Source organism: Frigoribacterium faeni (assembly GCF_007988805.1).
Taxonomy (GTDB): domain Bacteria; phylum Actinomycetota; class Actinomycetes; order Actinomycetales; family Microbacteriaceae; genus Frigoribacterium; species Frigoribacterium faeni.
This window is the reverse complement of record NZ_BJUV01000020.1, coordinates 25,474-45,489: the sequence shown is the minus strand read 5'-3', so window position 1 is coordinate 45,489 and position 20,016 is coordinate 25,474. Positions and strand designations below refer to the sequence as shown.

Below are 20,016 nucleotides of genomic sequence, written 5' to 3'. Positions count from 1 at the left end.
GAGCCTCCTGAACACGGCATGGCATTCGACATCGACAAATTCGCCGCGACCAGCGAGCGCATCACGTGGGACGACCTCGACCTCGACCACTTCAAGAAGAACCCCCTGTCGGCCGACTCGCTGCGCACGCTCCGCTACATGGCCGACGTCGAGTACCACACGGTCTGCTACACGCGCGATCTCCTGACGACGCCCTCGCACAAGGAGGACGACGTCTCGACCTTCATGACGATGTGGAACCGCGAGGAGTTCTGGCACGGCGAGGCCCTCGCCGCGATCCTCGAGGTGCACGGGGTCAAGGTCGACTACGACCAGCTGCGGGCGAACCGTCTGAAGCTCGGCTGGCGCGACCGCCTCGACCCGGTCAAGCAGGGTCTGCTCGGCAAGTTCGTCGGCTCGGACTTCGTCGCCGTCCACATGTCGTGGGGCGCGGCGAACGAGTACTCGGCCGTGGCCGCGTACAAGCGCATGGCCGAGCTCGAGCAGGACCCGGTGCTCGCCGAGCTGCTCAAGCGCATCGCCAAGCAGGAGGCGCGTCACGTCGCCTTCTACGTCTCGCAGGCCCGCGAGCGCCTGCTGAAGAGCAAGAAGGCCCAGAAGCTGACGAGGTTCCTGCTGTCGAAGGTGTGGGCTCCGGTCGGCTCGTCGATCATGGAGCTCGACGACGTCCGGTTCGTCTTCGGTCAGCTGATGAGCGGCGTGGACGGACGCAAGGCCGCCGCCAAGCTCGATCAGAACATCTCCAACCTGCCCGGCATGAGCGGTCTCACGATCTTCCAGAAGGCGCTCGACGGCCTGGGCGTGCGCGCGGACGGCCAGGGCTCCGGCCCGGTCGGCGGTTCGGTCGCCACCGCGTGAAGACCAGCCATCTGAGGCACTTCCTCGTCGCGGCCGAGGTGCTGCACTTCCCGGTCGCGGCCGACAAGCTCGGCATCTCGCGACAGAAGCTCGAGTCGTCGATCGAGGCGCTCGAGCTCGAGTTCGGGCAGAGGCTGTTCGATCGCGACGCGTCGCCCTACCGGCTGACGAAGGCCGGTCAGGCCGCGGTGCTCGTCGCCGAAGACGAACTCTCCAGCCCGTCGACGCCCCCCGAGCCGCCCCGACCGCCGGCCGGCGGCAAGGCGAAGGCCAGCAAGGGCAAGGGGCGCGCGCCGGCCGTCAAGGGCCAGCCGAAACCGTTCAAGAAGCGCCAGGGGCGCTGACCCGCACGACGCCGCGCCTCAGTGCGCGAGGAGTCGACGCCCGTCGGTCTCGCCCTCGGCCTCGTCGTCCGGGCGGACCCGGAGCTCGCGCTGCACCGCGAGGGCGAGCTCACGCAGCAGCACCAGGTCGACGCTGTCGGCCGTCCGCGGCTCGGCGTCGACCACGCAGAGGGCGCCGATCCGCACCCCGTCGTCGGTCTCGATCGGATGCCCGGCGTAGAACCGCACCGCGGGGTGCGACACGAACCGGTCGTCGCGCCACGCGTCCGGCACGACGAGCGGACGCCCGCTCTCGATCGTGTGGGCGCAGAAGGAGTCGACCAGCGGCATCTCCGTCCGCGAGGATCCCGCGACGGCCTTGTTCCAGTGCCGGTCGTCGGTGATCAGCGAGAACGCCGCCCCCTGGGCGCCGAGGAGGGTCCTGACCCGCTCGACGATGTCGTCGAACCGCTTCTCGGCGGGCGTGTCGAGCAGTCCGAGGGCCCTGATCGCCTCGACCCGGCGCTCGGCGCTCTGCGGGGCGTTGCGGGTGGCCCGAGCGCTCCGACCGGCGAGCACCGCCGCGTCGAGGCGCGGGGCGACCAGCTCGGCCAGTGCTCGACCCCAGGCCTGATAGCGGGCGGCGTCGCTCGAGCGGTCCTCGCTGCCGCCGGGCAGCGTCGGCGCCGGCATGAACCGCACGTGAGGCCGTCCGACGCAGAGGTCCCGCGTGCGCTCGTTGAGCAGCTCCGCGTGGCGGTCGACGACGCCGCCGGGGGTGGCGCCGAACCGCGGGACGGTGCTCGGCGGCTGGATGCCGGCCACGACCAGCTGCCCCGACGGACCCGTCGACCGCTCGATCGCGTCGAGCAGCCGCGCCATGCCCCGTGTCCACTTCTGCGGGGTCACGAGGCGGAAGGCGTCGCTCATGCCGATGACGACGACCACCACGTCGTAGCCGCAGAGCTCGCGGCCGCGCAGTCGGTCGGCGGCCGTCGCGATCGTCACGTCGGGGTCGCCGTCGACGTCGACGTCGGCACCCCGCCCGGTGGTCGCCGACAGCCGACGGGCCAGCTGACCGGGGATCGCGAGGTCGTGGCTGCGGACACCCCAGCCGACAGCGGGGCCGTTGCCGAAGACGAGCAGGCGGTCGGGGTCGACCCCGGGGGCGTGGACGTGCGGGGCGTCCTCCGGGCGCGGGCGGCTGGTGAGGTCGTCGACCACCCGGTACTTCCCGCGGAAGAACGCGCGGAGGGCACGGGTCGCGATGCTGGTCATGCTCTGATCTCCCGATTCCCGGTTCGGCCGGGCCGATCTGAGGACGCGGAGCGGTGACATCCGGGTCGTGAAGAGATCACTCTCCGCCGTCCCCCGGTCCGCGGCAAGCCCCCGCTCGGGGGATTGCCCCGGTCAGGAGGCGCGTCGACCGTCGCCACCGGGCCTCTCGGACCCGGATCGGTCGACCCGGCGATCGGCCTTGCCGGCGTCGAGCGCGGCGAGGTCGTCGCCCAGCCCCGCCAGCCGTGCCGACCTGTCGTCGAGATAGGCGGCGTCGACGACGACCTGCCGGGCACGCACCCGGGTCACCACGGCGGAGCCCACGTCGCCCCAGGCCCGCTCGACCGCCGAGGCGACGATGCCGTCGACGTAGTCGGGGTCGTCGCGGAGCGCGTCCAGCCGGTCGGCGACGCCGACGTAGGCGTTCTCGCGGAACCACAGCGTCACGTCGTCGTCCGGCCGGTAGTCGTGCTGATGCCGGGAGCGGCCTCGGGCCCGGAGCGCCTTGGCACGCTCGCCGGCGATGCGGGTGTTCTGCGAGCGCTGCTCCTCCGCGAGCCGGTGCAGCGTCCGACGGACGGCGGCGGCGGTCTCGTCGTGATCGAAGACGTCGCCGTCGCGCAGCGCGTGGACGACGATGCGGTTCGCGACCGTCACGACGGCGGCGGCCCGGGCGATGAGCAGGGCCTCGCTGACAGCCCGGTCGAGGGCCCCAGGATCCACCGGAGCCGGCGTCGACGATTCGTGTCGCGACTTCCCCCACTTCATGGCGGGACTCCTCCTCGTGTCGTCGCGTCGCGGGGCGACGGCATGGTCCATTAAAGACCTCCCGCCCCGACGGCGACGAATCGCGTCGGGGCGGGGCGGGATCGGGTCGATCGGGCCGGTGTGCGCCGGCGGCCGGATCAGTCCGAGGAGGGCTCGCGGGCGGCGAGCGCCGTGGTGACCTCGCGGACGAAGTCGTCGAGGTCGTCGGGGGTGCGCGACGTCACGAGGGTGAAGCCCTCCTCGACGTCGGTGACGACGGACCGGTCGACCCAGGAGCCGCCGGCGTTCCGGACGTCGGTGGTGAGCGACGGGAAGGAGGTCAGCTCCTTGCCCTTGACGAGGTCCGCCTCGACGAGGAGCCACGGGCCGTGGCAGATCGCGGCCACGGGACGGCCCGACGTGGCGAACGCCGTGACGAGCGAGACGGCGTCGGCGTCCTGCCGGACGGTGTCGGCGTTGATGGTGCCGCCGGGGACGAGCAGCAGGTCGAAGCCGGACGCGTCCGCCTCGCCGATGGTCGTGTCCGGGCGGACGGATTCGCCCGGGTCCTTGTCGCCGACCAGCGTGACGATCGGCTCGGTGGACTGGGCGGCGACGACGACGGTGGCTCCCGCGTCGCGGAGGGCGCGGGTGGGGACGACGAGCTCGTCCTGCTCGACGCCGTAGTTGGTGACGATCGCGAGGACGCGACGTCCGGTGAGATCGGTGCTGGCCATGGTGTTCCTCCTAGATGGCCCGTGTCTGCGGGCCGTTCGACTACCCGCCCCGTCTACGCCCCGGGGCTGGAACGTCGCTCGGCGCCTGTCCCCCGGGTGGCCGATCCTGCGCCTCCTCGATGCTCCGGCACCGCGGGTCAGCTCGCCAGGAGGGCGCGCGCCGTCCCCTCGTCGATGATCAGGTCGGTGACGAGCCCGGCGGCGAGGGTGCCGCGCACGGCGGCGACCTTGGCCGTGCCCGCCACGACGCAGACCCGACGGGGCACCCGCCTGATGGTGGCGAGGTCGGGTCCGCTCCCCCGCTGATTGAGGGCGATGTCGACCGATGAGCCGTCCTCCCGGAAGAACACCGTGGCCACGTCGCCGACGACGCGGTCGTGCTCGAGGCTGGCCTGGTCGCTCTCCTCCAGGTAGGCGCCCGAGTACACGTGGCTCGGCACCAGGGCGCCCCGCGCCCCCACTCCGAAGACGACGAGATCCATCCGCTCGTGCAGCTCGAGCACCCGCCGCGTGCTGCGTTCGCGCCAGAGGGCGCGCTTCGTCGCCGGGTCGTCGAAGAAGGCCGGCACCGGGAACTGCTGGATGACGGCGCCGTAGGCGTGGCCGAACCGTCGCAGGATCTCGCTGGCGTACTCGATGCCGGTGGTCCGCGTGTTCGCCGCACCGTTCAGCTGCACGATCAGCGAGTTGTGCGTCGCCTTCGGCACGAGGTGGCGGCTGATGGCGCTGAGCGTCGACCCCCAGGCCACCCCGATCACCATGTTCGAGTCGACGTAGGGCGTGAGCGTTCGTGCAGCGGACAGGGCGACCCGATCGAGCCGGTCGACGTCGCCGGCCTGATCGGGCACCGGCACGACGTGCGCGACGACGCCGAAGCGGTGCTGCACGGCCTCTCCGACCACCGTCGCCTGGTCGAGGGGCGACTTGATCTGGATGTCGACCAGCCCGGTGTCCCTCGCGGACTTCAGGAGGCGCGAGACCGACGAGCGGGACGTCCCCAGCTCGTGGGCGATCGCCTCCATCGTGAGGTCCTGCATGTAGTAGAGGTGGGCGGCCCGGAGCGCCTCCTGCGTCTTGTCGGGCGAGAGCAGATCGGTCACGACGGCCTCCGTGCACGTTTGTGCAGATACGTTGCACCCATGGGATCAGGGGTCGAGCATGGATGTTACCGGCGAGAGCTGCCGGCCGACACCGTCGGACACACGCAACGCGAAAGAAGCTCCCAGTGACTGCGTCAAAGAAGACTGACAACGTGCGACCCAACGTCGCCCGCATCATGGACCGACCCACCGCCAAGGTCGTGATCGTCGGTGGCGGCATCAACGGCATCGCCACCTTCCGCGACCTCGCGCTGCAGGGTGTCGACGTCGTGCTCGTCGAGCGCAACGACTACGCCTCGGGGGCCTCCGCCGCCTCGTCGCACATGATCCACGGCGGCATCCGCTACCTCGAGAACGGCGAGTTCCGCCTCGTCCGCGAGAGCGTCGAGGAGCGCAACGGCCTCCTGAAGATCGCCCCGCATTACGTGAAGCCGCTGCAGACCACCATGCCGATCTTCTCGACCTTCTCGGGCATCCTCAACGCCCCCCTCCGCATGCTGACCCACAAGCAGCGCTCCACCAAGGAGCGCGGCGCCCTGCTGATCAAGGTCGGCATGACCCTCTACGACTCCTTCTCGCGCGACGGCGGCTCGGTGCCCCGTCACCAGTTCCGTCTCGGCAAGGCCGCCCTCGCCGACATGCCCGCGCTCAACAAGGGCGTCAAGTACACCGGCACCTACTACGACGCCTCGGTGCACGAGCCCGAGCGTCTCGCCCTCGACGTCCTGAAGGACGGACTCGCGACCGGCGATCACGCCCGGAGCGCCAACTACGTCGAGGCCGTCGGCACGCGCGACGGCGGCGTGCTGCTGCGCGACGTCGTCAGCGACACCGAGTTCGTCGTCCAGGCCGACGTCGTCATCAACGCGTCCGGCCCCTGGACCGACCTCACCAACGCGGCGTTCGGCGGAGAGTCGGCCTACATGGGCGGCACCAAGGGCTCGCACATCGTCGTCGACAACACCGAGCTGCTCGAAGCCACCAAGGGCCGAGAGATCTTCTTCGAGAACGACGACGGTCGCATCGTGCTGATCTACCCCCTCAAGGGCCGGGTCCTCATCGGGACGACCGACATCGACGCCGACCCCTCGCAGCCGGCCGTCTGCACGGAGGAGGAGGTCGACTACTTCTTCGACCTCGTCAAGCACGTGTTCCCGCAGATCGACGTCACCCGCGAGCACATCGTCTACCGGTACTCGGGCATCCGCCCGCTGCCGCGCCACGAGGACACCGCCCCCGGCTTCGTCTCCCGCGACTACCGCATCGTCGAGACCCCCATCGAGGGTCTGCCCTCGTCGACCGTCCTCAGCCTGGTCGGCGGCAAGTGGACGACGTTCCGCGCCCTGTCGGCGCACCTCTCGACCGAGGCCACGAACCGCCTGGGCGTCACCCGCTCCGTCGACACCTCGGGCATGGCCATCGGCGGCGGCAAGGACTTCCCCACCACCGACGCGGCCCGCACCACCTGGGTGGCGGCGCACGCCGACGGTCTCGATCGGGCGCAGGTCGACCGTCTGCTCACCCGGTACGGCACCCGCGCCTCCTCGGTGATCGACGTGCTCCTCGACCAGCCGTCCGAGCCGCTGGCCAGCCACCCCGAGCTGACCCGCGCCGAGATCGCCTACTTCGCTCAGCACGAAGACGCGGTGCACCTCGCCGACGTCGTGCTGCGACGCACGAACCTGGCGTTCGTGGGCGGAGTCACCATCGAGCTGCTGACCGAGATCGCCGACGTGCTGGCCGAGACGCTCGGCTGGGACGCCGACCGCCACGAGGCCGAGATCGAGGCGACGCTCGAGGTGCTCCGCACCGCGCACGGCGTCGAGGTGGCGTCCCAGCACGTGCCGAGCGCGACGGGCTCCTCCGCGGCGAAGTAGACCGCGCCCGCGTCCGACCACGAGACCCGCCCACCCGATCCGTCGCGGTGGGCGGGTCTCGTGCGTCACGGGGCAGGACGCCTGCGGGGCCGGACCGTCCGACTCGGTTAGAGTCGTTCCCACACGCCTGTGATGAATGGAGCCCGCATGCCGATCCCCAGCTCGCCCCCGGCCGCCGAGCGGCAGCTGCTGCGCGACACGGTCCGAGCCCGAATCCGCGACGCCATCATCGACGGCACGCTCGAGCCCGGCGAACGGCTGCACGACGAGGAGCTCATCGCCTGGCTCCAGGTCTCCCGCACCCCTATCCGCGAGGCACTCGGCGATCTGGTCCGAGCCGGCCTCGTCGAGATGGCCCCCAACCGCTACACCCGGGTCGCCACGCCGCAGGCCGACGAGGCCGTCGAGGCCATCCAGACGCTGGGAGTCCTCTACGGCGGGGCCGTGCGCCTCGCCGTGCCCCTGCTGTCGTCGAGCGTCCTGAAGCAGATCACGAAGGCGATCGACGGCTGCCTCGTCGATCTCGAGAACCAGGACGGCCCCGCACTGAACGCGCACTCCGTCGCCCTCTTCGCCCTCTACGTCGACCAGTGCGGCAACGGTTCGCTGCAGAAGGTCTGCCGTGACGTCACCGACGGCCTCGCCTACCGGTTGCGCGTGCCGAACATCGTCGAGGTGCTCAACTGGGCCGAGATGCCCGCATCGTTCCGGCTGCTGCGCGAGGCGACCCTGGACCGCGATCCGATCAAGGCCGAGCTCGCCGCGGAGGCCCTGCACGAGCTGCCCGGGGCGCGCCCGGTCTCGTAGACCGTCGGGGGCGCCGACGACGAGCGGCCGGTCGACTCCTCGACCGGCCGCTCGCTCGTGTCGTCAGACGGTCGTCGCGTCGTCGACCTGCCCGACGAGCTCCTCGATGATGTCCTCCAAGAAGAGCACGCCGGTCGTGCGGCCCATCGTCGACACGGCACGCGCCACGTGGGCGCCGCTGCGGCGCATGGAGGCGAGGGCGTCCTCGAGATCGGCGTCGTGCGGGACGGCGCCGAGGCGGCGGATGCGCTTCTCGGGCACCGGGGCGTCGAACGCGTCGGGGGTCGTGAGGTCCATGACGTCCTTCAGGTGCAGGTACCCCGTCGGCTCGCCCTCGTCGTCGGTCAGCACGTAGCGCGAGTAGCCATGGGCGGCCACGGCCCGCTGCACGTCCGCCGGCGTCGCCCCGGGCTCGAGGCGCACCATCTCGTCGATGGTGACCTCGACGTCGCTGACCTTGCGCGTGGTGAACTCGAACGCGGCGGTCAGGGTGCCCGAGGCGTCGCGGAGCACCCCCTCGCGGGTCGACTGCTTGACGATCGTCGCCACCTCGTCGAGCGTGTACGAGCTCGTGGCCTCGTCCTTCGGCTCGACCCGGAACAGACGCAGCACACCGTTCGCGATGCCGTTCAGCGACCAGATGACGGGTTTGAAGACCGTGGCCACGAAGACCAGCGGCGGCGCGAGCAGCAGGGCAGCCCGGTCGGGCACCGAGAAGGAGAGGTTCTTCGGGATCATCTCGCCGACGACCACGTGCAGGAACGTGACCAGCACGAGCGCGATGACGAACGCGACGACGCCGATCGCCTCGGCCGACAGGCTCGTCAGCCCCAGCGGGATCTCGAGGAGGTGATGGATGGCCGGCTCGGACACGTTCAGGATCACGAGCGAGCAGACGGTGATGCCGAGCTGGCTCGTCGCGAGCATGAGCGTGGCGTGCTCCATGGCCCAGAGGGTCGTCTTCGCCGCTTTGCTGCCCGCCTCGGCGCGCGGCTCGATCTGCGACCTCCGGGCGGAGATCACGGCGAACTCGGCTCCGACGAAGAAGGCGTTGACCACCAGCAGGACGACCAGCCAGAGGATTCCGGGCAGATACTCGCTCATCGGGTGAGGTCCTCTCGGAGGCCGGCGACGACCCGGTCGTGGTCGGTGGCGGGGACGGAGGCGCTGGTCGCCTCGGACGGCCGCGGCACGAACCGCAGGCGCTCGAGTCGCTGTCCGACCACGCGCTCGACGCGGAGCGTACCGGTCTCGATCTCGACCTCGTCGCCCACCTCGGGCAGACGGTCGAGTCGTTCGGCGACGAAGCCGGCGACGGTCTCGTAGTCGCCGTCGTCGGGCACGCGCACGGCGGCCCGGTCGAGGAGCTCGTCGGGGCGGAGGGAGGCGTCGAAGACGACCGTCCCCTTGGAGCGGACGATGCCCACGCGGGCGCGATCGTGCTCGTCCTCGAGCTCGCCGACGAGCTCTTCCACGAGGTCCTCCAGGGTGACGAGTCCCGCGGTGCCGCCGAACTCGTCGGTCACCACGGCGATCTGGTAGCCCTCTCGGCGCAGGAGGCCGAGGAGGGTGTCGATCCCCATGGACTCGGGCACGAACCGCGCGTCCGACACGAGAGTCGAGACCGGGACGCCGTCGCGTTCGACGACGGGGAGGGCGAAGGCCTGCTTCACGTGCACCACGCCGACGATGTCGTCGCTGTCGTCGCCGATGACCGGGAACCGCGAGAAGCCGCTGGCCAACGAGGCCTCGACGATGTCGGCGGCGGAGTCGGTCGCTCGCACGGTCGTCATGCGGACCCGCGGGGTCATCACGTCGACCGCCGTGTGCTCCGAGAAGCGGAGCGTCCGGCCGAGGAGCGTCGCGTGGTCCTGGTCGAGCAGACCCTCGAGAGCGGACCGGCGGACGAGCGAGCTGAGCTCATCGGCCGAGCGGGCGCCCGAGAGCTCCTCCTTCGGCTCGATGCCCATCGACCGGATGACCGCGTTGGCCGTGTTGTTGAAGAGCACGATCACCGGACGGAAGACCGTCGTGAAGGCGGCCTGGAACGGGACGACCAGCTTGGCGGTGGCGAGGGGCAGGGCGAGAGCGAAGTTCTTGGGGACGAGCTCGCCGATCACCATCGAGAAGAGGGTGGCGAGCGCGATGCCGACGACGGCGCCGATGCCCGGCACGATCGCGCTCGGGACGCCGAGACCCGTGAGCGGCCCGGACAGCATCGAGCTGATCGCCGGTTCGAAGGTGTAGCCGGTGAGCAGGGTGGTGAGCGTGATGCCGAGCTGCGCACCCGACAGGTGCGTGGACGTGATCCGCAGCGCCTTGATCGTCGGGGCGAGACGCTTCTCCCCGCGGGCCTCACGGGCCTCGAGCTCACTGCGGTCGAGATTGACGAGCGAGAACTCGGACGCGACGAACAGACCGGTGCCGACGGTGAGGATCAGACCGATGCCGAGCATCACCCACTCATTCATGGAGCCCCTCCCGATCCGACGGAGCCGTTGGCTGGATCAGAGCGCGGAGAGGCGAGGGCATGTGAGAGGGAGGGTCATCCATGAGGCGTGAGGTTAGAGGCCCCGACCGCGCGCAACCTGAGAACGTGCAGCCTGTGCAGCGCGGCGACCGGCGACGGTGCGGATGACTACTCTGGGTTCCGACCGATTGGACACCACCCCAGTGACAGACATGAGCCTCCGGCTGCCGACGACCCGCTTCCGGGCCGTCTTCGCCCTGGGCACCCGCCCCGCCGCCACCCTGCCGCTCCCGACGACGCTCGGCAAGCCCAACCTCTACGGCGAGTACGACGACGAGACCGGGCAGAGCACGCTGTACGTCGGCTTCGGCACGGGGCAGATCCACCTCGAGTCGGCGCCGACCGGAGTCGAGTTCCACTATCACGACGCCGGGGGCGACGACACCGATGTCAGCCCGTGGAACCCCTCGGACACCGCCTCGCTCGTCGACTGGTCCACCCAGCTCCTCGGCGACTTCCACCGCCTCCTGCCCGATCTCCTCGACGACGTCGACGACGCGGCGGCGTGGCACGACGCCGGTCTGGATCTCTGGGTGTGCGAGGTCGAGGAGCCGACCAAGCTCGACCTGATCGAGGTCGACATCGAGGGCGAGCTGCTCACCCTCCCCTGGCTCGGCGCCGGTCACGTCGAGCACGACCACGTCGACGAGTCCGCCCACGGTGCGCTCGACGACTCGGCGGACGACGACCGGGAGCACCCGATCGCCCTGCTGTGGGCGGCCGACCCGACGTCCAGCCCCGATCGTCCGATCGCCGAGGCCTGGCTGGTGCCCGGCACCGAGCAGCCGGTCACCCGCGCGCTCCCCGGCGTCGACTGGGACGCGGTCGGCTGGCCCGCCGACGAGGTCCTCGCCTGGCTCGAGGGCATCTACCTGAACCATCACGTGCTTCCCGACCCGGCCGGCACCATCCTCACCGGCGTCCTCGAGCGACTGGGCGGCATCGACGGCACCGACTGATCGTCGGCCGCGCACCCCGGGCCGCGGGCATCCATTCGACTCGACGCGACCGCGCGCACGGTGGCGTGAAGTCGGCAATTCGGGTCGCCGAATACCTCTGATCAGGGCTTTTTCGGTCGTCGAGTCGCCCTGGGCATGGCAGGATCGTCAGGTCCGTCGGCACCGTCGCCGCGCCTCCTCGACTCCATGCGTCCTCCCCGGCGCATGGTCGCGCGCCCGCGCGCCTGCTGAAAGGTCGTCCCGACCCGTGTCTTTCTGGGCCCTGTTCCTCATCGCCGTCGGCGTCTCCGCCGACGCCTTCGCCGTCGCCCTCGGCAAGGGCCTGCACATGCGCCGGTTCTCGCCGCGCAACGCCATCGTCATCGCCGTCACCTTCGGCGCGTTCCAGGCGCTGATGCCCCTCATCGGCTGGCTCCTGGGGTCGGCCTTCGCCTCCTACATCCAGGACGTCGACCACTGGATCGCCTTCGGCCTGCTGGCCCTGATCGGCGGCAAGATGCTCTACGAGGCGTTCTCGGCGAAGGAGGACACCGACGAGGACACCGACCGGCTCCCTCTGCGCGAGCTGCTGCTGCTCGCGATCGCGACGAGCATCGACGCCCTCGCGGTCGGGGTGACGTTGGCGTTCCTGCCCGTCTCGATCGGCGGGGCCATCGCCCTGATCGGCGTCACGACGGCGGTGCTGACCTTCGTCGGGGTGGTCGTCGGGCGACGCGTCGGCTCCCGGTTCGGCAAGCCGGCCGAGATCGCCGGTGGCGTCATCCTCATCCTGATCGGGCTGAACATCCTGCTCGAGCACCTCGGCGTCTTCGGCTGACACCGCGCCCGTCCCAGCCCAGCGTGAAACCACGTCGCTTCGTGGTTCGACGCGAGGATCGTGGTTCCACTCCCGCGTCACGTGCGGCACGGCACCCCCGCTCCGTCATGGGCCAGGCGTCGAGCCTGGCGAATGGCAGGCGCGGGGTGCGGATCCCGTCGTCGAGGCTGTGGAGGACACCACGATGTGCGGACATGCCGCAGCCGGCGGAGACGGCGACGGCCCGCGCCTCCGGCCGCTGATGCGCGGACGAGGAGGCGCGGGCCGAGGCTCGCAGAGCGGTTCTACTTGGCGAGGAACGCGAGCACGTGCTCGTTCCACTCGTCCTTGTGCGACACGGTGACGCCGTGCGGGGCGCCCTCGATCACGACGAGCTCGCTGCCCGCGATGGCCTCGTGCGTGCGCTTGCCGCTGACCTCGAAGGGGACGATCGCGTCGGAGTCGCCGTGGATGACGAGCGTCGGCACGGTGATCTTCGTGAGGTCGTCACGGAAGTCGGTCGTGGCGAACGCGACGGTGCAGTCGAGGGTGCCCTTGGGCGAGGCCATCTCGGCGATGGCCAGGTTGTAGGCCATCTGCTCGTCGCTGACCTTCGGCTTGTTGATCAGCGACGGGTTCCCCGCCGTGAAGAACATCGTCAGGAACTGCTTGAGGAACGCGGGACGGTCGCCGGTGATGCCGTCGTGGAACCAGGCGGCGAGGTCGTCGTCGACTCCACCGTCGGGGTTGTCGGACGACTTGTAGAGGTAAGGCGGCACGGCGCTGGCGAAGACGAGCTTCTCGATGCGGTCCTGACCGTAGAGGCTGACGTAGCGGGCGAGCTCGCCGCCGCCCATCGAGAAGCCGACGAGCGTGACATCCGTCAGGTCGAGCGCCTCGAGGAGCGCCTTCAGGTCGGCGGCGAACGTGTCGTAGTCGTAGCCGTCCCAGGGCTGCGACGACTGACCGAAACCGCGGCGGTCGTAGGTGATGACACGGTGACCGGCCTCCACGAGGGCGGGGACCTGCCCCTCCCACGAGCGGCCGCTCAGCGGCCAGCCGTGGATGAGCACGACGGGCTTGCCCGTGCCGGCTTCCTCGTAGTGGAGTTCGACGTCGGCGCCGGACGGGTCGGGGACGGTGATGAAAGGCATGGGGGCTCCTTCGGTGGGTCGGGTGAACTGCCTCCGACCCAACCCCGCCCGCCTGGACCCGACCTCAACGTGGTGTCCCCCGCAGAGGGCCCGACGTCAGGGCCGACGGCTGCGCGTCAGCGACGCCACCACGTGTCGAAGGGCGATGCGGGGGTCCGACGCTTGTGCTCGGTGGCGAGGTAGCGGGCCTCGATGGCCTCGGCGATCTCGTCGGAGACCTCGCCGCCCTCGAGGTACGTGTCGATGTCGGCGTAGGTCAGCCCGAGGTTGGCCTCGTCGGTCTGACCGGGGGTGTCGTCGAGCAGGTCGGCCGTCGGCGCCTTCTCGTAGAGCCGGGCCGGCGCTCCGAGATGCGCCAGGAGGGCCTTGCCCTGCCGCTTGCTGAGACCGGTGAGCGGCACGAGGTCGACGCCGCCGTCGCCGTACTTCGTGAAGAACCCGGTCACGGCCTCGGCCGCGTGGTCGGTGCCGACGACGAGCAGGCGGCGTTCGCCGGCCAGCGCGTACTGCGCCACCATGCGCGTGCGGGCCTTGACGTTCCCCTTGGTGAAGTCGCTCAGCTCGGCCCCGGTCGCCTCGGCGTAATCGCGGGCGAGCCCGTCGACGCCGTTCTGGATGTTGACCGTGACCCCCTCGGCACCGGCGATGAACCGCAGGGCGAGCTGCGCGTCGTCCTCGTCGGCCTGGACCCGGTAGGGCATGCGGACGGTGACGAGCTCGGCGGATCCGCCGTCGGCGCGGACGCCCTCGATGGCGAGCTGGCAGAGCCGCCCGGCGAGGGTGGAGTCCTGTCCGCCGCTGACGGCGAGCACGAAGCCGGCCGCGCCGGTCTTCTCGAGGTAGTCGCGGAGGAACGCGACGCGCGTCTCGACCTCGACGGCGGGGTCGATCTCGGGACGGACGGACAGCTCGGCGACGATCTCGGCCTGGAGTGGTCTCATGCCAGAACGATACCCATCACCGCCGACGACGGCACGAGGAGGCACGGGTCACTTCGAGCGGCCGAGGGCGACGAACGAGGCGATGACGAGCACGAAACCGACGACGGTCATGGCGCTGATGAGGATGGTGAAGAATTCGGCCACGGGTTGGTCTCCGCTCGATCGGGGTGGGCTTCTCGAACGATCTTGCCACGGCGCGCATGATAGAACGGAGGGCCCTGCCAACGAGAGGCTCCCGTGCAGTCGACCCGCACCTCCTTCCGCCTGCCGTTCGCGCTCGCCGTCGGCGTCGCGTCCGCCGTGGCCCTGGCGGGGTGCTCCACGGCCGACGAGCCGTCGCCGACGATCGGAGCCGACGACCTCGCCGAGCTGCTGCCGACGCTCGACGAGGTCGTCGCCGCGACGGACGTCGACGGCGCTGCCGGGACGTGGACGCTGGCTCGGTCCTCGAGCGACGCCGGGACCTCGTCGCCCAGCGGTGTCTCCGCGGACGGCGGTCCGGCGGACGGCGACCTGGGCCTGTGCGCGATGGACTTCCGCAGTCTCACGTCGGATCGGTCGCTGCCCTCGGCGACGGCGGTCTTCACCCGGGATCGACAGCAGTTCACGACGGGCGTGGTCTCGCGCGACGACGCCGACGCTTACGTCGACGCTCTGCGCGACGAGCTCGAGGGGTGCCCGGCGACGACGACGGCGGGTGTCAGCGGCCAGGAGAGCACGTTCACTCTGACGCCTTTCGAGGGGAGACTCGTCGAGAGCGGCGACTCGTCCGCCGTGTGCTTCACGTACGCGGCGTCGTTCGGGGGCGCACCGGCACGGGGGCATGCCTGCCAGGTGGCGCAGGACGATCTGGTGACGTTGTCGTGGGTGGCGAGTCCGACCGATCGCGAGGGCCTCGAGGCGGATGACTTCGCCCGGCTGGTGGATGTCGCGACGGTGGCCGCCGCCGTCTGACCGCCGCCGGGCGCGGCACGGCCCCTGAGACACGACATGCCGCGCACCGGGATCGGTGCACGGCATGTCGAGCCCTCTCGGGTGGGCCTCTACTCGGCCCCGTTCATGCGGATCCGCTCGCTGCCGGTGTCGATGCCGGCGCGGGTGCTGGTCACGGTGAAGGTGACCGGGTCGGTGCCGACCCAGCGACGCACCGACCACGAGCCGTCGTACTGCACGGTCGCCGTCGAGGGGAGCGCGTCCGTCCCGTCGGTGATCGACACCTGCGACCACGTCGTGCCCGTGCCCCGGAAGGTGACGAAGCCCGCCTCCTCCTGGATGCCGCCGTCGACGGGGCTGGTGACGGTCAGGGAGCCGGCCGGGACCTGGTCGGAGAACAGGCGGAGCGTCTGCTCGGTCGGGTCGCCGGTCACCGGGGTGTGGACCACGGTGAAGGTGATGAACCCGTTGCCGAGCCACCGGTCGAGCGACCAGTCGCCGTTCCTGTCGACCTCGGCGACGAGGGGCGCGAGACCCGGTGCGGTCATCGTGACCGTGTCGCCGGTGGAGGCCTTGCCTCGGAAGGTGACGTTCCCGGGCGTGAAGGTGCCGCCGTCGGCGTGGCTGTCGAACGTGAAGTCGCCGACGGTGTCGCCCTCGTTGAAGGAGATCGTCTCACGGCCGTTCTCGACGCCCGCCCGCTCGCTGGCCACAGTGAAGGTGACCGGGTTGATCCCGACCCAGCGACGCACCGACCACGTGCCGTCGTACTGGACGGTCGCCGTCGACGCACCGCTGAGACCGTCCGCGATCGATACGGTCGACCACGTGGTGCCGGTGCCACGGAACGTCACCCAGCCCTGCTGGTCGTGGCCGTCGCCGTCGACGGGGCTGTCGACGGTGAGCGGACCGGTGGTGGCCTGATCGGAGAACAGACGGAGCGTCCGCTCCGACGGGTCCCCGTCGACCGGGGTGTGGGTGACCGTGAAGGTGATCTGTCCGTTGCCGAGCCAGCGCGGGATCGACCAGGCGCCGGCCGCGTCGACCGTGGCCTCGAGGGGCGACAGACCCGGTGCGGTCATCGTGACCCGGTCACCGGTCGAACCGGCGCCCCGGAAGACGACCGTGCCGGGCGTGAAGGTGCCGCCGTCGGTGTGGCTGTCGAACGTGAAGTCGCGCCCGGAGACGCCCGTGTTGAACTCGAGCGTCTGCCGGCCGTTCTCGACGTCCGCACGGGCACTCGTGACCGTGAAGGCCGTCGTGGCGGTGCCGACCCAGCGGCGGGCGGTCCAGTACCCGTCGTACTGGACCGTCGCCGTCGTCGGAGCGGCATCCGTGCCGTCGGTGATCGACACCGTCGACCACGTGGTGCCGGTACCCGAGAACGTCACCCAACCGGCCGCGGTGTGACCCGCACCCGCGGCGGGAGCCGTCACCCGGAAGTCGCGCTGGGCGGCCTGGTCGGAGTAGAGCCGGATGTTCTCGATGGTGTTCTGACCGTTCTTCGCGACCTGGGTCACCGTGAAGGTGTACGCGGCGTTGCCCAGGTAGCGCACGGCGCTCCAGGTGCCGTCCTCGCGGACCTCGGCCGACACGGAGCCGCCGACCGTCGGGGCGACGGTCACCGTGGCACCCGGGGTGCCGGTGCCGGTGAACTCGACGTCGCCCGGGGTGAACGCGTCACCGTCGGCGTAGTTGTCGAGCGTGACGTCGGCGTAGGCGCTGACCACGGACACCGGACTGGATCCCGCGACCCGGAAGGCCCCGCTGTTCGACGTGCCGGACTGCGACAGCTCGAGCGACCGGCCATCGCCCGCAGCGGCATCGGCGGGCGTGCTCACGACGGTGTCGAACTTCAGACGCGACCCCTCGGGCAGCTGGAACCCGGAGTCAGAGGTGTCCGCCGTGTACCGGAGGGTCGTGCGGTCGTCGGAGAGGACTCCGGCGGTCAACCGCAGGTAGGCCGAGGCCCGCCACTCGGTGGAACCGGGCTGCAGATACCGGACGGGACGCTCGTCCGCGTCGGCGAAGGTCGTGCCCTCGGGCGCGGTCAGCGTGACCGTCGACGACAGCGCCGACAGCTCCGCCGTCGTCTCGACGACGGCGGACACCTCGGTGTCGGTTCCCCGCAGGAGATCGGTGCTCGGCACCTCGACCGGGACGAACGATCCGACCGACGCCGGGACGTCGACGTCGACGGACGCGGTGCCGTGATCGACGCCGTTGGGCAGCGTCTGCGTGACGACGACCGAGGTCGTCCCCACCGGCAGATCCGACACGGTCAGCGAGTAGACGCCGCTCTCGGGCACCTCGACCGAGACCCCACGGGCCGACACCGTCGCGCCCGTCGTCGCGACACCAGTGATCACCGCGCTCTGAGCGAGGGCGTCCACCTCCGCCTCGGCCGTCAGCGTCCGTTCGGCGGCCATGCCGGCGTCCAGCGCCAACGGATGCTGCGAATCCGCACCCTCGATCGCATGGACGTACGTCCCCGCGCCTCTGACTCCGATGGCCCTGTCGGGGTTGGTCGTCGACGTCAGAGCCTGGTCGAAGCCCTGGCGGGACGTGATCGTGGTCCACTGCCAGTCCTGCGCGGCGGAGCCGTCGCACGACGCGAACATGACGTACGAGCTCGCGGGTGACGAGTGCGCGAGGCACCGGTCGCCCATGTCGCCCACGCCTCGGACGGGACCGACCCTGCCCAGACCCGGGACCGACCAGAAGTCCGCCTCGGCCTGGGCCTGCGTGAGGGACCCGCCAGAGGCGGTGCGCATCGTGTCGGGGTCGGCCCTGAGACCGAACGCGCTGGTCTCCGACGCGATGATGGCCAGAGGCCCCACCAGCCGTGTCGAGGGGACGACGGAATCGTCGTCCACGGTGGTCTGCTGGACGGTCGACGGAGCCGGGAGCGGGGCGGGTGCGGGCGCCGCTATGGCACCCGGTCCGAACGCGAGGCCCGAGACGACGGTCGCCGTCGCGAGCAGGGCGGAGCCGAGGCGCCTCGGCATGGGAGTGTCCTTCATGGAGTGGTGGTGTCCTTCAGTGGGGCCATCGTCGATGGCGGGGGTGGGGATGCGAGTCAGCGGGCGCTGACGTCGACGTCGTCGGCGCCGGTGGGGACGTCGGGGGCGTCGCCGCCGTGGCGGACCGTGTTGCCGAACGAGAGGTTGGTGACGCTCTCGACCGAGTCGACGTCGATGGTGTTGTCGTTGCTCTCGAGGATCAGGTGGGTCACGTCGCCGAGGGTGATCGTGTTGCCGGAGCCGATGATGTCGACGGTCTCGCAGCCGTCGGGCAGGGCGAACTCGGTGTCGTTGTCGACGAAGGTCGCGACGCCGTCGATGCATTCGCCGGTCGGCTTCGGGAAGTCCGTGGCCGAGGCCGACTCGGAGGAGGCCGGGGTCGGGGTGGGCTTCGAGGTGTCGGCCTCGCTGCTGGTGCAGCCGGTCAGCGCCAGGGCTGCGAGGGCGAGACCGGCGGAGATGGACAGGAGGTTTCGGCGCATGAGGAGACTTTCCGTTCGTGGGTGTCGTGGAGAGCGGGCAGCGGTGACGGACGCCGCGGACGCGAGAGCGGCGGGCCGGCGGCCGGACGCCTCGGTCGATGTCGGAGACGGACTCACGACCGAGGTGTATAAATATTAGCATTCATATTTGACATGATCAGCTCTCACGTGTCATGGAATCCTCGACGCCGGACCGATCCGCACCGTTCACCTGCGGGACGCCCACCCGCCCCCCTCCGGTCGCCGCGCCTCCCTACGGTGCCCCTGGGCCGCCCGGTACCCCTTCGTCGCCGTCACGCGCGACGGACCGAGGCCCCGCACCCGAACGGATCCCCATGCTCGACAAGCGCCACGTCGCCGGAGCCGCCACGCTCGCCGCCCTCGCCCTCGCCCTGACCGGCTGCACCGCCGCCGATGCCGGGACCTCAGGAGGCGCGGCCGGCGACGTCGACGCCGCCGCCGCCACCAGCGCCGAGGACTTCGGCGGCATGGACGGCCTCGTGGCCGCGGCCCAGGCCGAGGGCGAGCTCAACGTCATCGCCCTGCCCGACACCTGGGCGAACTACGGCGAGATCATCGACGCCTTCGAGGAGGAGTACGACATCACGGTCAACTCCGACAACCCCGACGTCTCGAGCGCCGAGGAGATCACCGCGGCGCAGAACCTGCAGGGCCAGGACGGCGCCCCCGACGTCTTCGACCTCGGTTCGGCCGTCACGCTCGAGAACCTCGACCAGTTCGCCTCCTACAAGGTCACGACCTGGGACGACATCGCCGACGACCGCAAGGACGCCGACGGGAAGTGGGTCTACGACTACACCGGCCTCATGTCGGTCGGCTACGACGCCGACGCCGTGCCCGAGCCGACCAGCCTCGACGATCTGCTGGGCGACGACTACAAGGGCAAGGTCGCCCTCAACGGCGACCCGACCCAGGCCGGCGCGGCCGCCGCGGCCGTCCAGTGGGCCGCCTTGCAGAACGGCGGCAGCGCCGACGACATCACGGCCGGCGTCGACTTCTTCGACGAGCTGAACGCCGCGGGCAACTTCCTGCCCACCGACCCGACGCCCGCCACGATCGCCTCGGGAGAGACCCCGGTGGTCTTCGACTGGAGCTACAACAACCTCGCCGCGGCCGCCGACGCCGGCGGGCGTGACTGGCAGACCGCCGTCCTGCCCGGCACGGCCCTCGCCAGCTACTACAACCAGGCCATCAACGTCGACGCACCGCACCCGGCGGCCGCGCGCCTGTGGCAGGAGTTCATCATGGGCGACACCGCCCAGAACCTCTACCTCGCGGCCGGCGCCTACCCCGTCCGCCTCGACGCCATGGTCGATGCCGGAACCGTCGACCAGGACGCCCTCGACGCCGTGGGCGAGCAGCCCGCCGACACCGTGCAGCTCACCAGCGAGCAGACCGAGGCCGCCTCGGCGGTCCTGGCCGAGCGCTGGGCCGCCGTGATCGGCTGATC

At 70.8% G+C, this 20,016-nt stretch carries 18 protein-coding genes; 8 read left to right on the top strand and 10 right to left on the bottom strand.

The window, feature by feature from the left end:
- Nucleotides 1-18 precede the first annotated feature (18 nt).
- Both FFA01_RS10590 and FFA01_RS10585 read left to right on the top strand, forming a co-directional pair.
- Nucleotides 19-858, top strand: a complete 840-nt coding sequence (locus tag FFA01_RS10590) for a ferritin family protein (protein ID WP_146855879.1) — start codon at nucleotides 19-21, stop codon at nucleotides 856-858.
- Entirely contained in the window at nucleotides 855-1,202 is a 348-nt protein-coding gene (locus FFA01_RS10585; protein ID WP_146855877.1) for a helix-turn-helix domain-containing protein, read from the top strand. Before FFA01_RS10590 ends, FFA01_RS10585 begins: the two co-directional genes overlap by 4 nt.
- Nucleotides 1,203-1,220: 18 nt before the next feature.
- Here FFA01_RS10585 and FFA01_RS10580 read toward each other — a convergent pair whose 3' ends face one another.
- From FFA01_RS10580 to FFA01_RS10565, 4 genes are all read right to left on the bottom strand, one after another.
- The gene (locus tag FFA01_RS10580; protein ID WP_146855875.1) at nucleotides 1,221-2,459 is read right to left on the bottom strand and encodes a GAF domain-containing protein; all 1,239 of its coding nucleotides are present in this window, start codon (nucleotides 2,457-2,459) and stop codon (nucleotides 1,221-1,223) included.
- 132 nt (nucleotides 2,460-2,591) lie between these two features.
- Nucleotides 2,592-3,227 (bottom strand): hypothetical protein, encoded by a 636-nt coding sequence (locus FFA01_RS10575; RefSeq protein WP_146855873.1) that lies wholly within the window; start codon nucleotides 3,225-3,227, stop codon nucleotides 2,592-2,594.
- Between the two features lie 137 nt (nucleotides 3,228-3,364).
- The gene (locus tag FFA01_RS10570) at nucleotides 3,365-3,943 is read right to left on the bottom strand and encodes a type 1 glutamine amidotransferase domain-containing protein (protein ID WP_146855871.1); all 579 of its coding nucleotides are present in this window, start codon (nucleotides 3,941-3,943) and stop codon (nucleotides 3,365-3,367) included.
- Nucleotides 3,944-4,080: 137 nt separating this feature from the next.
- On the bottom strand, nucleotides 4,081-4,980 hold the full coding sequence (locus tag FFA01_RS10565) for a sugar-binding transcriptional regulator (RefSeq protein WP_146855915.1): 900 nt from the start codon (nucleotides 4,978-4,980) through the stop codon (nucleotides 4,081-4,083).
- A 239-nt stretch (nucleotides 4,981-5,219) separates the two neighbouring features.
- On the opposite strand from FFA01_RS10565, the gene FFA01_RS10560 reads away from it, so the two are divergent.
- Entirely contained in the window at nucleotides 5,220-6,920 is a 1,701-nt protein-coding gene (locus FFA01_RS10560) for a glycerol-3-phosphate dehydrogenase/oxidase (RefSeq protein ID WP_182501118.1), read from the top strand.
- Between the two features lie 147 nt (nucleotides 6,921-7,067).
- Nucleotides 7,068-7,727: a GntR family transcriptional regulator gene (locus FFA01_RS10555; protein ID WP_146855867.1), complete on the top strand. Its 660-nt coding sequence runs from the start codon at nucleotides 7,068-7,070 to the stop codon at nucleotides 7,725-7,727.
- A 63-nt stretch (nucleotides 7,728-7,790) separates the two neighbouring features.
- Here FFA01_RS10555 and FFA01_RS10550 read toward each other — a convergent pair whose 3' ends face one another.
- Both FFA01_RS10550 and FFA01_RS10545 read right to left on the bottom strand, forming a co-directional pair.
- Nucleotides 7,791-8,831, bottom strand: a complete 1,041-nt coding sequence (locus tag FFA01_RS10550) for a hemolysin family protein (protein WP_146855865.1) — start codon at nucleotides 8,829-8,831, stop codon at nucleotides 7,791-7,793.
- Nucleotides 8,828-10,198, bottom strand: coding sequence for a hemolysin family protein (locus tag FFA01_RS10545; RefSeq protein WP_146855863.1), 1,371 nt, complete (start codon nucleotides 10,196-10,198; stop codon nucleotides 8,828-8,830). Before FFA01_RS10545 ends, FFA01_RS10550 begins: the two co-directional genes overlap by 4 nt.
- A 211-nt stretch (nucleotides 10,199-10,409) precedes the next feature.
- Between FFA01_RS10545 and FFA01_RS10540 the strand changes: the two genes are divergently transcribed.
- Together FFA01_RS10540 and FFA01_RS10535 are read left to right on the top strand one after the other, a co-directional pair.
- The gene (locus tag FFA01_RS10540; protein ID WP_146855861.1) at nucleotides 10,410-11,216 is read left to right on the top strand and encodes a hypothetical protein; all 807 of its coding nucleotides are present in this window, start codon (nucleotides 10,410-10,412) and stop codon (nucleotides 11,214-11,216) included.
- Between the two features lie 247 nt (nucleotides 11,217-11,463).
- Nucleotides 11,464-12,033 carry a manganese efflux pump MntP gene (locus FFA01_RS10535; RefSeq protein WP_146855859.1) on the top strand — a complete coding sequence of 190 codons (570 nt, stop codon included), beginning with the start codon at nucleotides 11,464-11,466 and terminating at the stop codon, nucleotides 12,031-12,033.
- 284 nt (nucleotides 12,034-12,317) lie between these two features.
- On the opposite strand, the gene FFA01_RS10530 is transcribed toward FFA01_RS10535, so the two are convergent.
- Both FFA01_RS10530 and nadE read right to left on the bottom strand, forming a co-directional pair.
- Nucleotides 12,318-13,166: an alpha/beta fold hydrolase gene (locus tag FFA01_RS10530; protein WP_146855857.1), complete on the bottom strand. Its 849-nt coding sequence runs from the start codon at nucleotides 13,164-13,166 to the stop codon at nucleotides 12,318-12,320.
- Nucleotides 13,167-13,282: 116 nt separating this feature from the next.
- On the bottom strand, nucleotides 13,283-14,107 hold the full coding sequence (gene nadE / locus FFA01_RS10525; RefSeq protein WP_146855855.1) for an NAD(+) synthase: 825 nt from the start codon (nucleotides 14,105-14,107) through the stop codon (nucleotides 13,283-13,285).
- Between the two features lie 237 nt (nucleotides 14,108-14,344).
- Here nadE and FFA01_RS10520 point away from each other — a divergent pair, with 237 nt between their 5' ends.
- On the top strand, nucleotides 14,345-15,061 hold the full coding sequence (locus FFA01_RS10520) for a hypothetical protein (protein WP_146855853.1): 717 nt from the start codon (nucleotides 14,345-14,347) through the stop codon (nucleotides 15,059-15,061).
- An 89-nt stretch (nucleotides 15,062-15,150) separates the two neighbouring features.
- Here the strand turns inward: FFA01_RS10520 and FFA01_RS10515 are convergent, their stop codons facing one another.
- Both FFA01_RS10515 and FFA01_RS10510 read right to left on the bottom strand, forming a co-directional pair.
- Nucleotides 15,151-18,063, bottom strand: coding sequence for a hypothetical protein (locus FFA01_RS10515; protein ID WP_146855851.1), 2,913 nt, complete (start codon nucleotides 18,061-18,063; stop codon nucleotides 15,151-15,153).
- A gap of 56 nt (nucleotides 18,064-18,119) precedes the next feature.
- A complete protein-coding gene (locus tag FFA01_RS10510; protein ID WP_146855849.1) occupies nucleotides 18,120-18,545 on the bottom strand; it encodes a DUF3060 domain-containing protein in 426 nt (141 codons plus the stop codon).
- A 335-nt stretch (nucleotides 18,546-18,880) separates the two neighbouring features.
- Between FFA01_RS10510 and FFA01_RS10505 the strand changes: the two genes are divergently transcribed.
- Complete coding sequence (locus tag FFA01_RS10505) at nucleotides 18,881-20,014, top strand: ABC transporter substrate-binding protein (protein ID WP_146855847.1); 1,134 nt, start codon at nucleotides 18,881-18,883, stop codon at nucleotides 20,012-20,014.
- The last annotated feature ends 2 nt before the right edge of the window (nucleotides 20,015-20,016 follow it).

Excerpts from the sequence above, each read along its gene's own strand:
- FFA01_RS10560 (WP_182501118.1), top strand. The coding sequence starts at position 5,220 with ATGGACCGACCCACCGCCAAGGTCGTGATCGTCGGTGGCGGCATCAAC.
- FFA01_RS10540 (WP_146855861.1), top strand. The coding sequence starts at position 10,410 with ATGAGCCTCCGGCTGCCGACGACCCGCTTCCGGGCCGTCTTCGCCCTG.
- FFA01_RS10555 (WP_146855867.1), top strand. The coding sequence starts at position 7,068 with ATGCCGATCCCCAGCTCGCCCCCGGCCGCCGAGCGGCAGCTGCTGCGC.
- FFA01_RS10565 (WP_146855915.1), bottom strand. The coding sequence starts at position 4,980 with ATGCAGGACCTCACGATGGAGGCGATCGCCCACGAGCTGGGGACGTCC.
- nadE (WP_146855855.1), bottom strand. The coding sequence starts at position 14,107 with ATGAGACCACTCCAGGCCGAGATCGTCGCCGAGCTGTCCGTCCGTCCC.
- FFA01_RS10530 (WP_146855857.1), bottom strand. The coding sequence starts at position 13,166 with ATGCCTTTCATCACCGTCCCCGACCCGTCCGGCGCCGACGTCGAACTC.
- FFA01_RS10545 (WP_146855863.1), bottom strand. The coding sequence starts at position 10,198 with ATGAATGAGTGGGTGATGCTCGGCATCGGTCTGATCCTCACCGTCGGC.
- FFA01_RS10515 (WP_146855851.1), bottom strand. The coding sequence starts at position 18,063 with ATGAAGGACACTCCCATGCCGAGGCGCCTCGGCTCCGCCCTGCTCGCG.
- FFA01_RS10590 (WP_146855879.1), top strand. The coding sequence starts at position 19 with ATGGCATTCGACATCGACAAATTCGCCGCGACCAGCGAGCGCATCACG.
- FFA01_RS10510 (WP_146855849.1), bottom strand. The coding sequence starts at position 18,545 with ATGCGCCGAAACCTCCTGTCCATCTCCGCCGGTCTCGCCCTCGCAGCC.
- FFA01_RS10505 (WP_146855847.1), top strand. The coding sequence starts at position 18,881 with ATGCTCGACAAGCGCCACGTCGCCGGAGCCGCCACGCTCGCCGCCCTC.
- FFA01_RS10580 (WP_146855875.1), bottom strand. The coding sequence starts at position 2,459 with ATGACCAGCATCGCGACCCGTGCCCTCCGCGCGTTCTTCCGCGGGAAG.
- FFA01_RS10550 (WP_146855865.1), bottom strand. The coding sequence starts at position 8,831 with ATGAGCGAGTATCTGCCCGGAATCCTCTGGCTGGTCGTCCTGCTGGTG.
- FFA01_RS10570 (WP_146855871.1), bottom strand. The coding sequence starts at position 3,943 with ATGGCCAGCACCGATCTCACCGGACGTCGCGTCCTCGCGATCGTCACC.
- FFA01_RS10575 (WP_146855873.1), bottom strand. The coding sequence starts at position 3,227 with ATGAAGTGGGGGAAGTCGCGACACGAATCGTCGACGCCGGCTCCGGTG.